Genomic DNA, 16,501 nt, shown 5'->3' with positions numbered 1-16,501 from the left:
CAGGCAAGCCCGCTCCCACCGTTGATCGAGTCAAACCCTGGCTTTTAGGGTGACCCAATAGCGCGTCACCGCATGCACCCGTACCGGCAATGAGCGCTCAAGGGCGGTGAGGATCGCATCGGTGTCATTGAGTGGAAACACCCCGGTCAGCAACAGCCCGGACACGGCCTCGTCACAGCGCAACACCCCCGGCCGATAACGGCTCAGTTCAGCCACAAAACGCCCCAGCGGCTGGCGCTCGGCAATCAGGCGGTGCTGGGCCCAACTGCTGGCGTTGGCATCCAGCGCAGTCACTGCCGAGGTCTGCGCTGCACTGAACCACAGGCTGTCACCCGCGTTCATCAGCACCGGCACACCCTGTACCGGGCGGACCTGCAGGCGCCCTTCATACAGGTCGACGCGGCTGCCGTCGTCCAGTTCGCGCACGGCAAAGCGGGTGCCCAGGGCCTGGATATCGCCCGCAGCGGTTTCGACGATCAGCGGGCGGGACGGGTCGTGGCCGCTGGTCAGCAGGATCTCGCCACGAATCAGGCGGATACGCCGCTCAGTGGCACTGAAGCGCAGGTCGATGGCGCTGTCGCTGTTGAGGTCCAAGTGGGTGCCGTCGCTCAAGGTCAGGTGGCGAATTTCGCCGGTGGCGGTGCGGTGCTCGGCAAACGCCGCCCGCCACGGCTGGCTACCCTGCACCAGGTAGCCGCTGCCACCGGCTACCAGCAACAGCCCGAGCAGTTTCAACGCAGCCCGACGCTGTGGGTCCGGCGCGTCGCGCAACACCGCGCGGGCGCTGTCTGCGGGTACGCCGCCCAAGGTCTGCTGCAACTGCTGCAACCGCTGCCAGGCGCGACGATGCTCCGAGTCAGCGGCCTGCCAATGGGCAAAGGCCTGGCGCTGGGCCCCGTCGAATTCGCCACCCCATTGCAGCATCAACCATTCGCTGGCCTGTTCGACCACGGCCTGGGCAATCGGCGCGTCATGGCGGGCTCTCATTCTTCGTAAGCCACCTGGTAGCAGGCGATGATCGCGCGGGTCATGTACTTCTGCACCGAGCTGATCGTTACCCCCAGGCGCTCGGCGATCTGCGCGTACGTCAGGCCTTCGAACTGCGATAACAGGAACGCCCGGCGCACGTTCTCGGGCATGCGGTCGAGCATGGCATCGATCTGCATCAGGGTTTCGAGGATCAATGCGCGGGTTTCCAGGGACGGCGACTCGGGCTCCGGCAGGTGGGCAATGCTTTGCAGATAGGCGCGCTCGATGCGCAGGCGCCGCCATTGATCGATCACCAGGTTGCGGGCGATCTGCGTCAGGTAGCTGCGGCTCTCCTTGGCCCCGGGAAAACGCCCCGACACCAGCAGGCGCAGGAAGGTGTCCTGCGCCACGTCGGCGGCGTGCTCACGGTCGCCCAGGCGCTTGCGCAGCCAGCCTTGCAGCCAGCCATGATGGTCGCGGTACAGGAGATGAAGCTGTTGCTGGCCGTCAGTCGCGGTGTCCATGAATCGCCCGGATACACTATTGAGAGCAATTATCATTACAGCTTGTATCGCGACTGGCAAAAAACTTTATCAGTTACCGCCCGGCGGTCTGCAACGGATACACCGACTCCCAGCCCCCGCCCAATGCCTTGTACAAGCCGACCATGGCCAGGGACACGCCGGTGGAACTTTCCACCCATTGCTCCTGGGTCGCCAGCAAGGCGCTCTGCACCGTGAGCACGTTGACGAAATCCACCACCCCTTCGACGTACTGGTGCTGGGCGGTGTCCAGGGCAATCTGGTTCTGGCGCACGGCTTCGGCGAGGCTGTCGCGGCGCAATTGGCTGGCGTTGTAGCGGGTCAACTGGTCGTCGATTTCATGCCAGGCGCGCAACACGGTCTGCTGGTACGCCAGGGCCGCTTCCTGCTGCTGGGCTTCGCGCAGATCGAGCATGCCTTGCAGGCGGCCGCCGTTGAACAGCGGCAGGCTCAGCGATGGGCCGAAAGCAAAGGTGCGTGAGCCCCAGGAGCCCAGATCCGACAATTGCATGGCCTGGGAACCGAGGCTGCCCGACAGGGTGATCCGTGGGTAGAAGTCGCCCTTGGCCACGCCGATGCTCGCGGTCGCCGCATGCAGGCGCGCCTCGGCCTGGCGGATATCCGGGCGGCGCTGTGCCAGTTGCGACGGCAGGCCAATCGCAACCTGGCGCTGGGTCTGGGGCACCGCCGCGTCCGGCGACAGTTGCGCATGCAAGGCTTGCGGGGCCTGGCCCATCAGCAGGCTCAGGGCGTTGATCAACTGGTCCTGGCGCTGCTGCAAATCCGGCAGGCGCGCTTCGATGGCGGCCACTTGCGCCGCAGCTTCAGCGACATCCAGGTGGGTGGCCACGCCATCGGCCAAGCGCAGTTGCGAGAGCTTCAGGCTGCGCCGTGCGACGTCGAGGTTTTGCTCGGTGACCGCACGGGTACTTTGCACGCCGCGTAGCTGGATGTAGTCCTGGGCAGTCTCGGCCAAGACCGACAGCAGCACACTGCGGCGGTCGTTTTCGGCCACTTGCAGGGTGGCGTCGGCGGCTTCGGTTTCGCGCCGTACCCGGCCCCAGAAGTCCAGTTCCCAGGAGGCCGCAAAGCCCGCGTCCCACAGGTTGAAGGCCGAACGGCCGTTATTGCCGGAGGGATCGCTCAGGCCGTTGGCGCTATTGCGTTTGCGGCCATAGTTGCCGTCGGCGCTGACCTGCGGGTAGCGCTCGGCAGTCGTCACCTGGCGCACCGCGCGGCTCTGTTGCAGGCGGCTGCTGGCCAGTTTCAGGTCGAGGTTGTCACTCAGTGCCCGGCGCACCAGGGCCGACAGTTGCGGGTCGTGGAACACGTCCCACCACTGCTCTTCCAATGGGTCGCTGACCGCACGGCTGGCGGCCTGGCGCCCCTGGGGCTCGGTCCAGTGCGCCGCTGGCTGCGCGTCGGGGCGCTTAAAATCCGGGCCGACGGTGCAAGCGCCCAGGCTGATCAGGCTGAGAGTAAGCAGCGCGAGTTTTCTCATTGCTGCGCCACCTCACGTTGCTGCGCACTGGGCTGTGTGTTGACGCTGGCCTCCACCGACATCCCGACCCGCAGGCGATGAACCTGCGCCTGGCCCGGCTCCAGGATGATTTTCACCGGGATGCGCTGCACCACCTTGGTGAAATTGCCGGTGGCGTTGTCGGGCTTGACCGAAGCGAAGGTCACGCCCGTGGCCGGTGCCAGGCTTTCCAGGTGGCCGTTGAGGACTTCACCGTCAAGGCTGTCGACCCGCACTTCAACCGCCTGGCCGGCGTGCATGTGGGACAGTTGGTTTTCCTGGAAATTGGCCACCACATACGCGTCGGCCAACGGCACCACGGCGAGGATCTTGCTACCCGGGGTGACAAAGGCACCGACCCGCACCGCCCGCTCGCCGACCATGCCATCCACCGGCGCGACAATGCGCGTGTACGACAGTTGATAGCTGGCCATTTCCAGCGCGGCCTGGGCACGCTTCAAGCCACCTTCGGCGGCATCGCGCTGGGCGCTGAGGATTTCCACCTGCTTGCGTTCGGCGGCCAATACCGCCGTAGCGTTGGCCAGGCGCGCGGTGGCCTGGTCGATACGGGTCCTGGCTTGCTGGGCGTTCTGCACGGTACCTGCGCCAACTCCGGCAAGGTGGTTGTAGCGGTTCAATTCGTGCTCGGCAAAGGCCACTTCGGCGCGGTCGGCGGCCACCGTGGCCTGGGCCTGGGCGATCACCGAGCTTTGCCGCTCAAGGGTGGCCACTGCGTTTTTCAGCTGGGCCTGGGCCATCAGGGTTTCGGCATCGGCGGCCTGGGCGGCGGCGCGCAAGTCGCGGTCATCGATCAGCGCCAGCAACTGCCCGGCCTTGACCTGCTGGTTGTCTTCCACCAACACCTCTTTGATAAACCCGGCGACCCGTGGTGCCACCAAGGTGTAGTCGGCGGCGACGAAGGCGTCGTTGGTGGTCTGGCGCTTGCTGCCAAACACACCCGGCGCCAGCAGGTACACCAGCGCGCCCACGGCGAATACGCTGATAACAGTCACGGCAATCTGGTCTTTGCGTTTCATAAAAATCCTTTGTTTCAGTCAACAATCAAGCGGGTGCGCGCGGTGGGAAAATCCGCGTCGGCATCCAGAAAATCAGGAGGATCAACGCCACCGCGACACCGGCCATGACGTAATAAAGATCCGCAGAAGTCAGCACCACGGCCTGCTGGTGCAGGCGGTGGGCAAGGCCCGTGGCATCGCTGTCAGCCAGGGGTGAGTTACCCAGGGCGTCCACCAGCATGGTCGAGTGGAAATGCAGGCGGTGGGTGGTCAGCACCTCGATCACCCCGGTGGCGACCACCGCCGCCAGGCCCTTGACCGTGTTGAACCAGGCCGAGGCAAACGGCCCGTCGGTGGGCACGATACTGCCGGTGGACAGCATCAACAGCGGCAACACCGCCATCGGCTGCCCGAAGATTTGCAGCAGTTGCAGCACGTAGAACTCATCCCGGATCCACGCCGAGGTCAGTTGCGCGCCGCCAAGGCAGGACAAGGTCAGCATGCCCAGGCCAATCCCCAGCACCCAGCGGCAATCCACCCAGCGCAAGTTGCACAGGGCGGCCACCAGGGGCAGCGCGAGCAACTGCGGCAGCGCCATGATCAGCATCACCGGCGCGGTTTGCAGCGGCCGGTAACCCTGCACCTGCGCCAGGTAGCTGGACGGCAGGATGATCACCGCCTGCAACACCACCAGCACCCCGGCCAACACGATCAGGGCGAAGGCCAGGTTGCGCAGGCCGAGCATCTGCAACTTGAAGAACGGCATCGGGTGTGACCATTCATTGAGCATGAACAGCACCAGCAACAGCACCCCGCCAATCAGCAGCGTGGTGATCAGCGGCGACTCGAACCAGTCCAGGCGATTGCCCTGCAAGATGCCGATCACCAGCATGCAGATCGCCGGGAAGCCCAGCAGCAGGCCGCGCCAGTTGAACTGCTTGAGGCGCTCCAGGCGCAGCGGGTCCTGGGGCAAGCCGTAGGCCACGGCGGCCATGGCCAGCAGGCACGGTGCGACGATCTGCCAGAACGCCCACTGCCAGCCGACGTATTCGGTCCAGAGTGCCGCCAACGGTGTGCCGAGGCTGGGGCCGAAAGTGGCGGTCAGGGCATAGCCGGCCAGGCCGTAGAGCTTGACGTGGGCCGGCAAGAAACGCAGGGCCACGGTCATCAGCATCGGCGGCAAGGCTCCACCGGCCAGGCCTTGCAGGGTGCGCAGTACCAGCAGGCTTTCATAATTCGGCGCCAGCGGGCAAAGCACCCCCAGCAGGGTAAACAGGCCGATGGCCCACAGGGTGAAGCGGCGCAGCGAAAACGTCACCGAACACCACGGCGCAAAGGCCATGGCCGAGACGGAAGTGGCGGTGTAGGCAGCAACCAGCCAGGTACCTTCGTCAAACCCGATGTACAGCGCACCGCGGATATCGGCGAGGGCGACCTTGGTCACCATTTCGTTCAGGCCCGAGACCAGTACCGCCAGCAGCACGCCAACCAGGCCGATGATGATCCGTGGGCCGAACACAGGGGGGCTGACGGCGGCGGGTTTGGCGGCGGCCAAGGGCGCGGGGGCAGCGAGGGAAGTCATGAAGGTACAACTCGGCAATAGAATACCCGAGCAGTTTAATAAGGCTTAGACATGACGAAAACTGACTTGTGGGAAGGTTATAACTGCATCAGACGCAATGATTGAACGTAGGAGCTGGCTTGCCTGCGATAGCGGTGTATCAGTTACAGATGCGTTAGCTGACACACCGCTATCGCAGGCAAGCCAGCTCCTACATTTGATCGGGGTCATCAGACCGGCTGGGCTTCGCGCCAGGTCGCCGCGCAGCTTTCGCGCATGGTTTCGCGCAGCCATCGGTGCGCCGGGTCTTTGTCGAAGCGCGGGTGCCAGGCCTGGGTCAGGACCAGGGTCGGCAGGGAAATCGGCAGGGTGAATGCGCGCAGTGGCAGTTTCAGGCGATTGGCGCTGTACAGCGCTTCCTTGGGCACCGGCAGGATCAGGTCGGAGTCGGGCAGCATGAACATCGCACCGTGAAACCCCGGCGCGATCATCGCCACCCGGCGCTCCAGGCCCTGGGCACTGAGGGCAGTGTCGATCGGCCCACGGGCGATACCGCGCCGGGAGATGCTGATATGGGAGTAGCTGGCAAAGCGCGCCGCAGTGATTTCTTCGTCGAACAGCGGGTGGCCTTCACGGGCCAGGCCGACGAAGGTGGTGGAGAACAGGTTCTGCACCTTCACTTCCGGGGTGATCGGCATGGTGTTGCCGACGCGCAGGTCCAGGCGCCCTTCGCGCAAGGCTTCATCGTCACTGTCGCCTTCCGGCACAAAACGCAGCTCGCAGTGGGGCGCCACCCGTTCCATGGCATCGAACAAACGACCGCCATACACGCCGACAAAAAAGTCATTGGCACGCACGCTGAACCGCCGGCGCAAAGTGCTCAGGTCGACCTCGTCCGCCGAGCGGAACAGCAACGCCGCCTGCTCCACCACGTTGCGCACCTGGCCTTGCAACTCCAGGGCCTTGGGCGTGGGCACCAGGCCGCGCCCGGCGCGCACCAGGATCGGATCGCCGACAGCCTCGCGGATGCGCGTCAGGGTGCGGCTCATGGCCGCCGGGCTGAGGTTCATCCGCCGTGCGGCGCCCACCACACTGCCCTCGTCGAGCAAGGCGTCGAGGGCCACCAGCAGGTTCATGTCCGGTAATTGCATGCCAAGCACTCGTGATGAATGTGGAGTACAGCGCACGCAATCGTAGCAGGCTTTATCGGTACTGTTTCAGGCTATGCGGCAGGTAATCGGCGTAGGTGGCGGTGGGATTGGCCTGACACTGGCGGACGATTTCCGGCAATAAGTTTTCCAGCTGATCGGCCAGGACCAGGCCGTCGGCATAGGTAGTTTTGCCACTGAACGCCGGCAGCATCACCGCAACGCGGGTGATGGCGAAGCTCTTCATGGCACTCAAAGGGCGGGTGGGATGCTCGCGGCGGAACTGGCTGACCTCCTCGCTCAAGTCACGGCAGGATTGAAACTTCACCTCGGTAAAGTTCAGTTGCACCCCTTCACGGCTGATGGGCTCGGGCGAAAACAGCATATCGTTGCGCGCCTCGACCACCGCAGGCCGCTCGGCGCTCACTGTCCACGGCTTGAAGCGCCATTGCTTGGCCGCACCGACAGCCGCTTCGCCAAAGGCGGGCTTGGTGGCATTGAGCGCTTTTACATCGCTGACCGATCCGTCGTTGTGGATCTTGAGGCTGATCCGCGCATGCCCCTGGGTGGTTGTCAGGGTCTTGGGGTACACCGGCTTGACCGTGAACACCACTTCAGGCTCAAACCCGGCAAAAACCGCTGTCGACGCGAGTAAGGCTGCAGCCAAGACAAGAAACCGCATGTTCGTAAATCCTTTTACCGGCCAGGCCTGACGCCAGGGCGGCGTCAGGTTCGGGCGGCATTATCGGACTCATAGCGGCCAAAGAGCAATAATTCCTATTTAGCGCTGCATGCCCCAGCGCTTCACGGTGACGCGCTCGAGGGTGTCGAACACCAGGTTTTCCACGAGCAGGCCGATCAGGATCACTACCGCCAGCCCGGCGAATACCTTGTCGGTGTACAACTCGTTGCGGTTCTGGAAGATGTACCAGCCCAGGCCGCCCTTGCCGCTGGTGGCGCCGAACACCAGTTCGGCGGCGATCAGCGTGCGCCAGGCAAAGGCCCAGCCGATCTTCAGGCCAGCGAGGATCGATGGCAGCGCCGCCGGGATCAGGATAAACAGCACAAAGCGCATGCCCTTGAGGCCGTAGTTGCGCCCGGCCATGCGCAGGGTTTCCGACACCCCCATAAACCCCGAGTAGGTGTTGAGCGCCAAGGCCCACAGCACCGAGTGCACCAGCACAAAAATCAGGCTGTTCTGCCCCAGGCCAAACCACAACAGCGCCAGGGGCAGCAGGGCAATCGCCGGCAGCGGGTTGAACATCGAGGTCAGGGTGCTCAGCAGGTCGCGGCCCATCTGGGTCGAGACCGCCAGGGTGGTCAGGGCAAATGCCAGGACGATGCCGATCAGGTAGCCCTTGAGCAGCACCACCAGCGAGATGCTGACCTTGCCCAGCAACTCGCCGCTGGCAATGCCGTCGTAGAAGGCGTGGAAGGTCTGCAAGAAGCTGGGCAGCAGCAGGTCGTTGTTCTGATAGCGCGCCGCCGCTTCCCAGAGGATCGCCAGCACGATCAGGATCAGGCCCTTGCGCAGCCAGCCTTGTTGCCACAGGCGTTGGCGCAGGGGTAAGGCGCGTTCCACGGGCACGCCGGGCAGCGGTTGCAGGGTGATTTCATATTCCTGGCGCATGGGCACAGTCCTTCAATAAGCGATGCGGATGTCGGCGAAATCCAGTTCGGTTTCTGCCTCGGGCGACTCATCGAACAACAGGCGATGAATACGCCGTGCTGACGCCTGGAACGCCACACCGCCGAGGCTGTGCAGGTCGTATTGATGGCTGTGGATTTCGGCGCGCACCCGCCCTGGATGGGGCGACAGCAACAGGATGCGATTGCCCACCACCAGGGCTTCTTCGATGGAGTGGGTGACAAACAGCAGGGTGAAGCGCACCTCTTCCCACAGCAGCAGCAACTCCTCCTGCATCTTGCGCCGGGTCAGGGCATCGAGGGCGGCGAAGGGCTCGTCCATCAGCAGGATTTTCGGCTGCATGGCCAACGCCCGGGCAATCGCCACCCGCGCCTTCATGCCACCGGACAGGGTGTGCGGATAGGCGTCGGCAAAGGCGCTCAGGCCGACCTTGTCGAGGTAGTACAACGCCCGCTCCTCAGCTTCGCGGCGCTTGAGGGTCCGGGACGCCAGCAACGGGAACATCACGTTCTGCTTGACGGTTTTCCAGGGCGGCAGTTGGTCGAACTCCTGGAACACCACGATGCGATCCGGGCCCGGTTGCTCGACCTTTTGCCCCAGCAGGCGGATCTCGCCTTCGCAGGGCTTGATAAAGCCGGCCACCGCCTTGAGCAGCGTGGATTTGCCGCAGCCCGAAGGCCCCAGCAGTACAAAGCGATCAGCCGGATCGATCTCGAAGCTGACCTGGTGAGTGGCCCGCACCACCCGTTCGGGGGTGCGGTATTCCAGGCTGACTTGATCCACCGCGAGCAAGGCTTGGGCGGGACTCAGGTTGCTGGCCGTGTGGCCTTGCAAAGGCGCGTTCATCTCAGCTCCCTTGCAGCGGCTTGGCATCCTGGAAGAAGTAATCCTTCCACGACTCGGGTTTGTTCTTGATCGCGCCCACGCGGTAGAGGAATTCAGCCAGTGGGTAGGTGTTTTTCGGCGTGACGCTGAACTCAAATTGCGGGTTGTCGATGATTTTCAGCAACTCGGCCCGGTCGATCTTGGCCTTGGTCACCCGGATATAGGTGTCGGCGGCGGCGCCCTTGTCGTTCTGGGCGAACTGCGCGGCCTCGGTCAGGGCATCGATGAAGGCCTTGTAGGTTTTCGGGTTGTCGTTGCGAAACTTCTCGGTGGCGAACAACACGGTCGGCGAGTTCGGCCCCAGCAGGTCATAGGTGTTGAGCACCACATGCACGTTCGGGTTGGCCAGGGCCTGATCCTGGAACGGCGGGTTGGAGAAGTGCCCGGTCAGCTCGGTGCCGCCGGCGATCAGCGCGGCCGTGGCGTCGGGGTGCGGCACGGCGATGGTGTATTTATCCAGGCGATTGAATTCCTTGTCGCCCCATTGCTTGGCCGCAGCGTATTGCAAGAACCGCGACTGCACGGAAACCCCCACGGCCGGCACGGCGATGCGGTCTTTCTCGGTGAAGTCTGCAATGGTCTTGACCTTGGGATTGTTGCTGACCAGGTAGTACGGGAAGTTGCCCAGGGAGGCCACGGCCTTGACGTTCTGCTTGCCGTGGGTGCGGTCCCAGATGGTCAGCAGCGGGCCGACACCGGCGCCAGCAATGTCGATGGAGCCGGAAAGCAGCGCGTCATTGACCGCCGCGCCGCCGGACAACTGGGTCCAGTCGACCTTGATGTCGATACCTTCCTGCTTGCCGTATTTCTCGATCAGGTTCTGGTCGCGCACCACGTTGAGCAGCAGGTAAACGATGCCGAACTGCTCGGCAATGCGAATCTGGCCTTCGGCCTGGGCGACAGTCGGGGCAACCAGACTGCCGGCCAACAGGCTGATGCCAAGGCCCACGGTCGCGGCCAATCGTGCAAAGGGGGTTTTGCTGGACATGGTCATGCTCCGAATCAGAAGGGGGCGTCGCCCTGGATGGTGGTGCGAAACAGCTTGCGGCGCAGGTGGCTGGGGCAACCGGCGGCCAGGTGGATCAGCGAGCGGTTATCCCAGAACACCAGGTCGTGGGGCTGCCAGCTATGGCGGTAGATGTTGTGCGGGTGGACGCTGTGGGCGTAGAGCTGGGCCAGCAGGTCGCGGCTTTCGTCTTCGGGCAGGCCGACGATACGGGTGGTGAATCCTTCACTGACGAACAGTGCCTTGCGCCCGTTTTCCGGGTGGGTGCGCACCACCGGGTGCACCACCTCGGCGACCTGGGCCAGTTGTTCGGGGGTCAGGGTCGGGCGCCAGTTGCCTTCGAATTTGGTTTCGCTGTAGCGCGCGGTGTAGGAGTGCGCGGCGCTGCGGCCCTGCACGGCTTTGCGCAGATGCTCGGGCAGTTGGTCCCAGGCTTTGTGCATGTCGGCAAACAGCGTGTCGCCGCCTTCGGACGGCAACTCCTGGGCGTGGAGCATCGAACCCAGGCTCGGCAGTTCCTTGTACGACAGGTCCGAGTGCCAGAACTTGCCAGCGTCGCCCAGGCCGACGGATTGACCGTTTTCGATGATGTTGGAGACGATGAGGATTTCCGGGTGGTTGGCCAGCAGGAACTGTTTGAGCACATGGATCTGCAACACGCCGAAACGGCGGCTGAAGGCGATCTGTTGCTCAGGGGTGATGCGCTGGTCGCGGAACACCACCACATGGTGGTCCAGGTGCGCGCGGTGGATGCGGGCGAAATCCTGGTCGTTGACCGGACGCGACAGATCCAGGCCGATGATCTCGGCGCCTACGCTGCCGGGGAATGGGCGGATGTCGAAGGTTTGGGCGGTGGGCAAGGCGGCTGTGGCGGTGGACATGAGATCACTCCCTGGCAGTCAGGAGAGTGACTTTATAGATATAAGAACTGGAATTTAAATACCGTTAGAGAATAACGATATGGCCTTTTTGCGGTAGAGGCTGGGGGATGGGGTGAGGTTGAGGGCCCCTTCGCGGGCAAGCCCGCTCCCACATTCGACCGATTTCCAACATAGGAATGCGGTTGAATGTGGGAGCGGGCTTGCTCGCGAAGGGGACCGCCCAGACACTGAAGATCAACGCTCCTGCAACGACTCCGCCCGGGCCTTGATGATGGGCTTGAGCAGGTAGCTGAGGATGGTTTTCTTGCCGGTGATGATATCGACCGAGGCGACCATGCCGGGGATGATGATCAACGGCTTCTCATCGGTGCCCAGGTGGCTGCGATCGGTGCGCAAGGTGATCATGTAGTAGGTGGTTTTCTTGTCTTCGTCGGTGATGGTATCGGCACCGATGCGCTCCAGCTTGGCCTTGAGGCCGCCGTAGATGGTGTAGTCATAGGCGGTGAACTTGACCACGGCCTCTTGCCCCGGGTGCAGGAAAGCAATGTCTTGCGGGCGGATCTTGGCTTCCACCAGCAGGGTGTCGTCCAACGGCACGATTTCCACCATGTCGCTGCCCGGCTGGATCACCCCGCCGATGGTGTTGACCAGCAGTTGCTTGACGATCCCGCGCACCGGCGAGGTGACCAGGGTCCGGCTCACCCGGTCTTCGAGGGCTTTGCCGGTGGCCTGGGCCTTGTTCAAGTCGGTGCGTGCTTCGTTGAGTTCGGTCAGGGCTTCGCTGCGGTATTTACCGCGGGTCTCGTCGATCTTGCGCTGCACTTCCTTGATCGCCGAATCGGCGCGGGGGATGGCCAGGGTGGTGGCGTCCAGCTGGCCACGGGTTTCCATTTCTGCGCGCTTGAGACGCAGCACTTCCACCGGCGACACCGCCCCCTGGGCGACCAGGGGTTCGGACATGTTGATTTCCTGGCGCTGCAACGACAGCTGGTTACGGTACTGGCCCTGCTTGGAGGTGTATTCGCGCATCTCCTGCTGGCGCTGGGTCAGTTGCTCCTGCAAGCCGCCGATTTCGTCCTTGAACTGCTGGCGCCGGCTTTCGTACAGCGACTGCTCGTTGATCGCCTGGGTGGGCGCAGCAGCCCGCACATCTTCAGGGATATTCAACGGCCGGTCTTCGACCTGGGCGTTCAAGCGTTCGATGCGCAACAGCAGGGACAGGCGCTGGGCCTCGGTTTCCCCGGCGTTGGAGACAAAACGTGTGTCGTCCAGGCGAATCAGCGGCGCGCCGGCTTCGACGATCTGCCCTTCCTTGACGTACAGCTCGGCGACAATGCCGCCTTCCAGGTTCTGGATCTTCTGCAGCTTGGAGGATGGGATGGCCTTGCCATCGCCACGCGTGACTTCGTCGACCTTGGCAAAGCCGGCCCACAGCAGCATGCACAGGAAAAACCCGATGATCCCCCAGATGGTCAGCCGCACGACGCGCGGGGCATCTTCGATCAGGGCCTTCTTGACCTCTGGCAGTGGCTGGCCGTCCAGCGAATCGGAACCAATGAAGTAACGACGGACCGCGTCCTTGAATTTACGCAACACTGATCTGCCCCTTCTTCAACGCTTCCATCACTACGGCTTTCGGGCCATCCGCGAGGATCTGCCCACGGTCGATGACCAGCAAACGGTCCACCAAAGACAGCAACGACGCCCGGTGTGTCACCAGCACCACGGTCTTGTTTGCCACAACGGCTTGCAGGCGCTGTTTGAGGCGTTCCTCACCGGTGTTGTCCATGGCGCTGGTCGGTTCGTCCAGCAGCAGGATAGGCGGGTTGAGCAACAGGGCACGCGCCAGGGCGACGTTTTGTCGCTGGCCGCCAGAAAGGTTCTGGCCCCGCTCGCCTACTTGCAGTTCGTAGCCTTGCGGATGCAGGCGGGCAAATTCGTGGACGCCCGCCAGTTCGGCGGCTTGCAGCACCACTTCGTCTTCAACGTAGCGGGCGCCGGAGACCAGGTTGTCGCGCAGGGTACCGGCCAGCAGTTGGATGTCCTGGGGCACATAGCCGACGTTGTGGCGCAGTTCGCTGACGTCGATCTGGCGAATGTCCACGCCGTCTACCAGCAAGGCGCCAGAGTCGGGCTGATAGAGCCCCACGATCAGCTTGGCCAGGGAACTCTTGCCCGAACCGCTACGCCCGATGATGCCGATTTTCTCGCCGGGCTTGATCACCAGGTTGATGTTCTTGAGCGCCATGTTCTGCTGGTTGGGGTAGGTAAAGTTCAGGCCCCGGCACTCGATGGCGCCTTGCAGGGTGCGGCGGCTCAGGGGGCGCTCTTCGAAGTTGCGCTCCTGGGGCAGCTCCATCATCTGGTCGGTGGAGACCATGGTGACTTTGGCCTGCTGGTAGCGGGTCATCAGGCCCGACAGCGACGCCAGGGGGCTGAGGGCGCGGCCACTGAGCATGTAGCAGGCAATCAGGCCGCCCATGCTGAGGTTGCCGGCGATGATCTGGTAGACCCCGAAGACAATCATGATCACACCCGCCAGTTGCTGGATCAGCAGGGTGATGTTCATCGACAGCCCGGAGAGCATTTTGACCCGCAGCTCAAGGCGGCTGAGGGTGCCAATGGTCTGTTCCCACTGGTACTGGCGCTCGCTTTCGGCGTTGTTGACCTTGACCGCGTCCAGCCCGGCCAGGGTTTCGATCAGGCTCGACTGGCGCTCGGAAGCCAGGGCCATGGTGCGCTCCATGGTGGCGACCAACGGCTTTTGCAGCAGGTAGCCGATGCCCAGGGCAATCGGGAAGGCCAGCATGGGGATCCACACCAGATGCCCGCCGAGGATGGCGATCACCATGAAGATCAGCAGGGTGAACGGCAGGTCGATCAGGCTGGTGAGGGTCAGGGACGCGAGAAAATCGCGCAGGCTCTGAAACTCGTGGATGTTCTGGGCGAAACTGCCGACCCGCGCCGGGCGGTACTTCATTGACATGCCGACGATCCGCTCGAACAGCGTGGCCGAGATGATCAGGTCGGTTTTCTTGCCGGCCAGGTCCAGGCACAGGCTACGCAGGCTCTTGAGGACCAGGTCGAAGACGTAGGCGATGAAAATACCGGTGGCCAGCACCCACAGGGTGGCGGTGGCCTGGTTCGGCACCACGCGGTCGTAGACATTCATCACGAACAGCGGCGCGGCCATGGCAATCAGGTTGATCAGGAAACTGGCGGCGATGGCATCGGCGTAGAGCCAGCGCGAACGCTTGAGGGTATCGCGAAACCACGAGCGGGCCCGAGGGATCAGGGTGCCGTGGCTGACATCGAATTTGTGCTGGGGCTGGGCAAAGAACACTTTACCGATGTAGTCATCGGCCAAGGCTTCACGCTTGACGATGGTTTCACCGCCATCGCTTTCGCTGAGCAGCACCTGGGCTTCGTCTTCACCCTGCCAGCCGAGCAGCACGGCGCTGCGACCGTCCTTGAGCAACAACAACGCCGGCATGGCAATCGCGGGGATCGAATCGAGCTTGCGTTGCAGCAGGCGCCCTTGCAAACCGGCGCGGGCCGCGGCCCGGGCCAGCAAATCGGCAGTCAGCTGCTGTGCCGGCAATGGCAGACCGGTGGTCAGCATCGCCGCACTGGCGGGCTTCTGGTGCAGGGCGCAGAGAGCCAACAACCCGTCGAGTAACGGGTCGTCGTGCAATGTGCGTGGATCATGACTGAGATGGACTCGACTGACTTCTGATTCCACGCGGGCTCTCTCAACTAACAGATGGGACTATAAGGAATAGCTCAATTCATCCCAGGCAGTTGAACTTTCGGCTTCACATCGTTCTGTACGACGGAGGCCATCGGTGCGACCACTCCCTGGCTCTTGAGCAACTCGCCCATGGTCGCCTTGATTCGGTACTGAGTAAATAACTGAACGTTTTTTATCTCTTCCAGACGACGCGAAGCGGTGAACAGTTCGTTCTCGCTGTCGAGCAAGTCGAGCAGAGTCCGCTCGCCCAGGCTGAATTGCTTTTGGTACGCGCCGCGCACCTTGCTGCTGTGGTCGACGTATTGCTGGGCAATCGGCACCTGGGCATTGGCGTTGTTCATGGCGTTCCAGGCCAGGCCCAGTTCTTCGTTCAATTGACGCAGGGCGTTGTTGCGAATATCCAGGGCCTGGTTGGACTGGTAGGACTTGGACTCCAGCTCAGCCTTGTTGCTGCCACCGGCATACAGGTTAAAGCGCATGCGCAGCATGGCTTCCCAGCCATTGTTGTGGCTGGCGTCGCCGTCGATGTTGTTGTCGGCGTTGCGGCCCAACTCGGCGTCGAAGCGTGGGTAGAAGGAAGACTTGGCGGCTTCGTATTGTTTTTCGGCGGCGGCGATGTCGGATTCGGCCGAACGCAGGATCGGGCTGTTATCCAGCATCTGGCGGCGCGCTTCGTTCAGGTCTGCTGGCAGCAGCGCCATGAAGCTTGGCGGACGCTCCAACTGATCGGCTTCCTGGCCAACAGCGCTCAGGTAGTTGGTCTGGGCATCGGCCAGGTTGGTCTGCTCGGTGATCACGTTGTTGCGGGCCTGGGCCAGACGGGCTTCGGCCTGGTCCAGGTCAGCCCCGCTGCCGACGCCGCGCTGGGTGCGCAACTTGATCTGGTCGTAGATGCGCTCGTGATTGCGCAGGTTGTCTTCAGCCAGGCGCACGAACTCACGACGGGTCAGGACGTCCAGGTAAACCTGGGCTACCGTCAATGCTGTGCGCTCGGAAGTGCCAAGCAACGAGAAAGCGCGGGAGTTAACGGTGGCTTGTTGACGCCCAACTTCACTGGAGGTGGCAAAACCGTCAAAAACCATTTGCTGCAGGCGCAGGCTCGATTCACCGCGATTAAGGGTGTCCCAGTGGCCGCCACGGGCCCGGGTGGAAGAACTGTCAGTGCCTTCACGGCCGTAACCGGCGTTCAGGTCGACACGGGGCAGGTAACCGCCCTTGGCCGCACGTAACTGATAGTCGGCAGCAATACGAGCGTTGACACCTGCCTGAATCTCCGGGTGCACATCCAGCGCTTGCTGCATGGCCTGGGGCAGGGTTTGGGCTTGTACAAAACTGGCGGCGAGAACGAACGGTATTGCCTTAAGCAGGTGCAAACGCATTTAAAAATTCCCCAGGACTTCTTGTCTCAAGTCACAGCAACTTGGCGTGCTGCGTTAGAAAATGGCTACCGTAATGACCGTACGTCGGAAAGTTCAAAAGCGGAACTGGTTCACACATGTAGGACGGTTCGCCGCGTGAATATCAATGTGACATTAGCGAGGCGATTGTTTAGGATGGCGCCAATAAGGTCAATAG

At 62.9% G+C, this 16,501-nt stretch carries 14 protein-coding genes; all 14 read right to left on the bottom strand.

What is annotated here, in order from left to right:
• Nucleotides 1-30 precede the first annotated feature (30 nt).
• The 14 genes from ACSSVH_RS00710 to ACSSVH_RS00645 all read right to left on the bottom strand — a co-directional run bounded on the left by ACSSVH_RS00710 (nt 31) and on the right by ACSSVH_RS00645 (nt 16,305).
• Nucleotides 31-987 (bottom strand): FecR domain-containing protein, encoded by a 957-nt coding sequence (locus ACSSVH_RS00710; protein WP_492633942.1) that lies wholly within the window; start codon nt 985-987, stop codon nt 31-33.
• The gene (locus tag ACSSVH_RS00705) at nt 984-1,493 is read right to left on the bottom strand and encodes a sigma-70 family RNA polymerase sigma factor (RefSeq protein ID WP_170042286.1); all 510 of its coding nucleotides are present in this window, start codon (nt 1,491-1,493) and stop codon (nt 984-986) included. Before ACSSVH_RS00705 ends, ACSSVH_RS00710 begins: the two co-directional genes overlap by 4 nt.
• 73 nt (nt 1,494-1,566) lie before the next feature.
• A complete protein-coding gene (locus ACSSVH_RS00700) occupies nt 1,567-3,012 on the bottom strand; it encodes an efflux transporter outer membrane subunit (RefSeq protein ID WP_172312398.1) in 1,446 nt (481 codons plus the stop codon).
• Nucleotides 3,009-4,067, bottom strand: a complete 1,059-nt coding sequence (locus ACSSVH_RS00695; RefSeq protein WP_169953994.1) for an HlyD family secretion protein — start codon at nt 4,065-4,067, stop codon at nt 3,009-3,011. The genes ACSSVH_RS00700 and ACSSVH_RS00695 overlap by 4 nt, the downstream gene beginning before the upstream one ends.
• Nucleotides 4,068-4,092: 25 nt before the next feature.
• A complete protein-coding gene (locus ACSSVH_RS00690) occupies nt 4,093-5,628 on the bottom strand; it encodes an MFS transporter (protein WP_492633941.1) in 1,536 nt (511 codons plus the stop codon).
• A gap of 209 nt (nt 5,629-5,837) precedes the next feature.
• Nucleotides 5,838-6,758 carry a LysR family transcriptional regulator gene (locus tag ACSSVH_RS00685; protein WP_169953996.1) on the bottom strand — a complete coding sequence of 307 codons (921 nt, stop codon included), beginning with the start codon at nt 6,756-6,758 and terminating at the stop codon, nt 5,838-5,840.
• Nucleotides 6,759-6,810: 52 nt separating this feature from the next.
• On the bottom strand, nt 6,811-7,437 hold the full coding sequence (locus ACSSVH_RS00680; protein ID WP_169953997.1) for an energy transducer TonB: 627 nt from the start codon (nt 7,435-7,437) through the stop codon (nt 6,811-6,813).
• 99 nt (nt 7,438-7,536) lie between these two features.
• Nucleotides 7,537-8,385, bottom strand: a complete 849-nt coding sequence (locus tag ACSSVH_RS00675; protein WP_057438937.1) for an ABC transporter permease — start codon at nt 8,383-8,385, stop codon at nt 7,537-7,539.
• 12 nt (nt 8,386-8,397) lie between these two features.
• Nucleotides 8,398-9,249, bottom strand: a complete 852-nt coding sequence (locus ACSSVH_RS00670; RefSeq protein WP_169953998.1) for an ABC transporter ATP-binding protein — start codon at nt 9,247-9,249, stop codon at nt 8,398-8,400.
• 1 nt (nt 9,250) lies between these two features.
• Nucleotides 9,251-10,276: an ABC transporter substrate-binding protein gene (locus ACSSVH_RS00665; protein ID WP_169953999.1), complete on the bottom strand. Its 1,026-nt coding sequence runs from the start codon at nt 10,274-10,276 to the stop codon at nt 9,251-9,253.
• 14 nt (nt 10,277-10,290) lie between these two features.
• Nucleotides 10,291-11,175 carry a TauD/TfdA dioxygenase family protein gene (locus ACSSVH_RS00660; protein ID WP_432754846.1) on the bottom strand — a complete coding sequence of 295 codons (885 nt, stop codon included), beginning with the start codon at nt 11,173-11,175 and terminating at the stop codon, nt 10,291-10,293.
• A gap of 234 nt (nt 11,176-11,409) precedes the next feature.
• On the bottom strand, nt 11,410-12,771 hold the full coding sequence (locus ACSSVH_RS00655; protein WP_029298775.1) for an HlyD family type I secretion periplasmic adaptor subunit: 1,362 nt from the start codon (nt 12,769-12,771) through the stop codon (nt 11,410-11,412).
• Nucleotides 12,761-14,917, bottom strand: a complete 2,157-nt coding sequence (locus tag ACSSVH_RS00650) for a type I secretion system permease/ATPase (protein ID WP_170042281.1) — start codon at nt 14,915-14,917, stop codon at nt 12,761-12,763. Before ACSSVH_RS00650 ends, ACSSVH_RS00655 begins: the two co-directional genes overlap by 11 nt.
• 41 nt (nt 14,918-14,958) lie before the next feature.
• Nucleotides 14,959-16,305 carry a TolC family outer membrane protein gene (locus tag ACSSVH_RS00645; protein ID WP_029298771.1) on the bottom strand — a complete coding sequence of 449 codons (1,347 nt, stop codon included), beginning with the start codon at nt 16,303-16,305 and terminating at the stop codon, nt 14,959-14,961.
• Nucleotides 16,306-16,501: the final 196 nt, after the last annotated feature.

It is taken from the genome of Pseudomonas sp. HC1(2025) (assembly GCF_058742075.1).
This window is presented reverse-complemented; position numbering and strand designations above follow the sequence as displayed.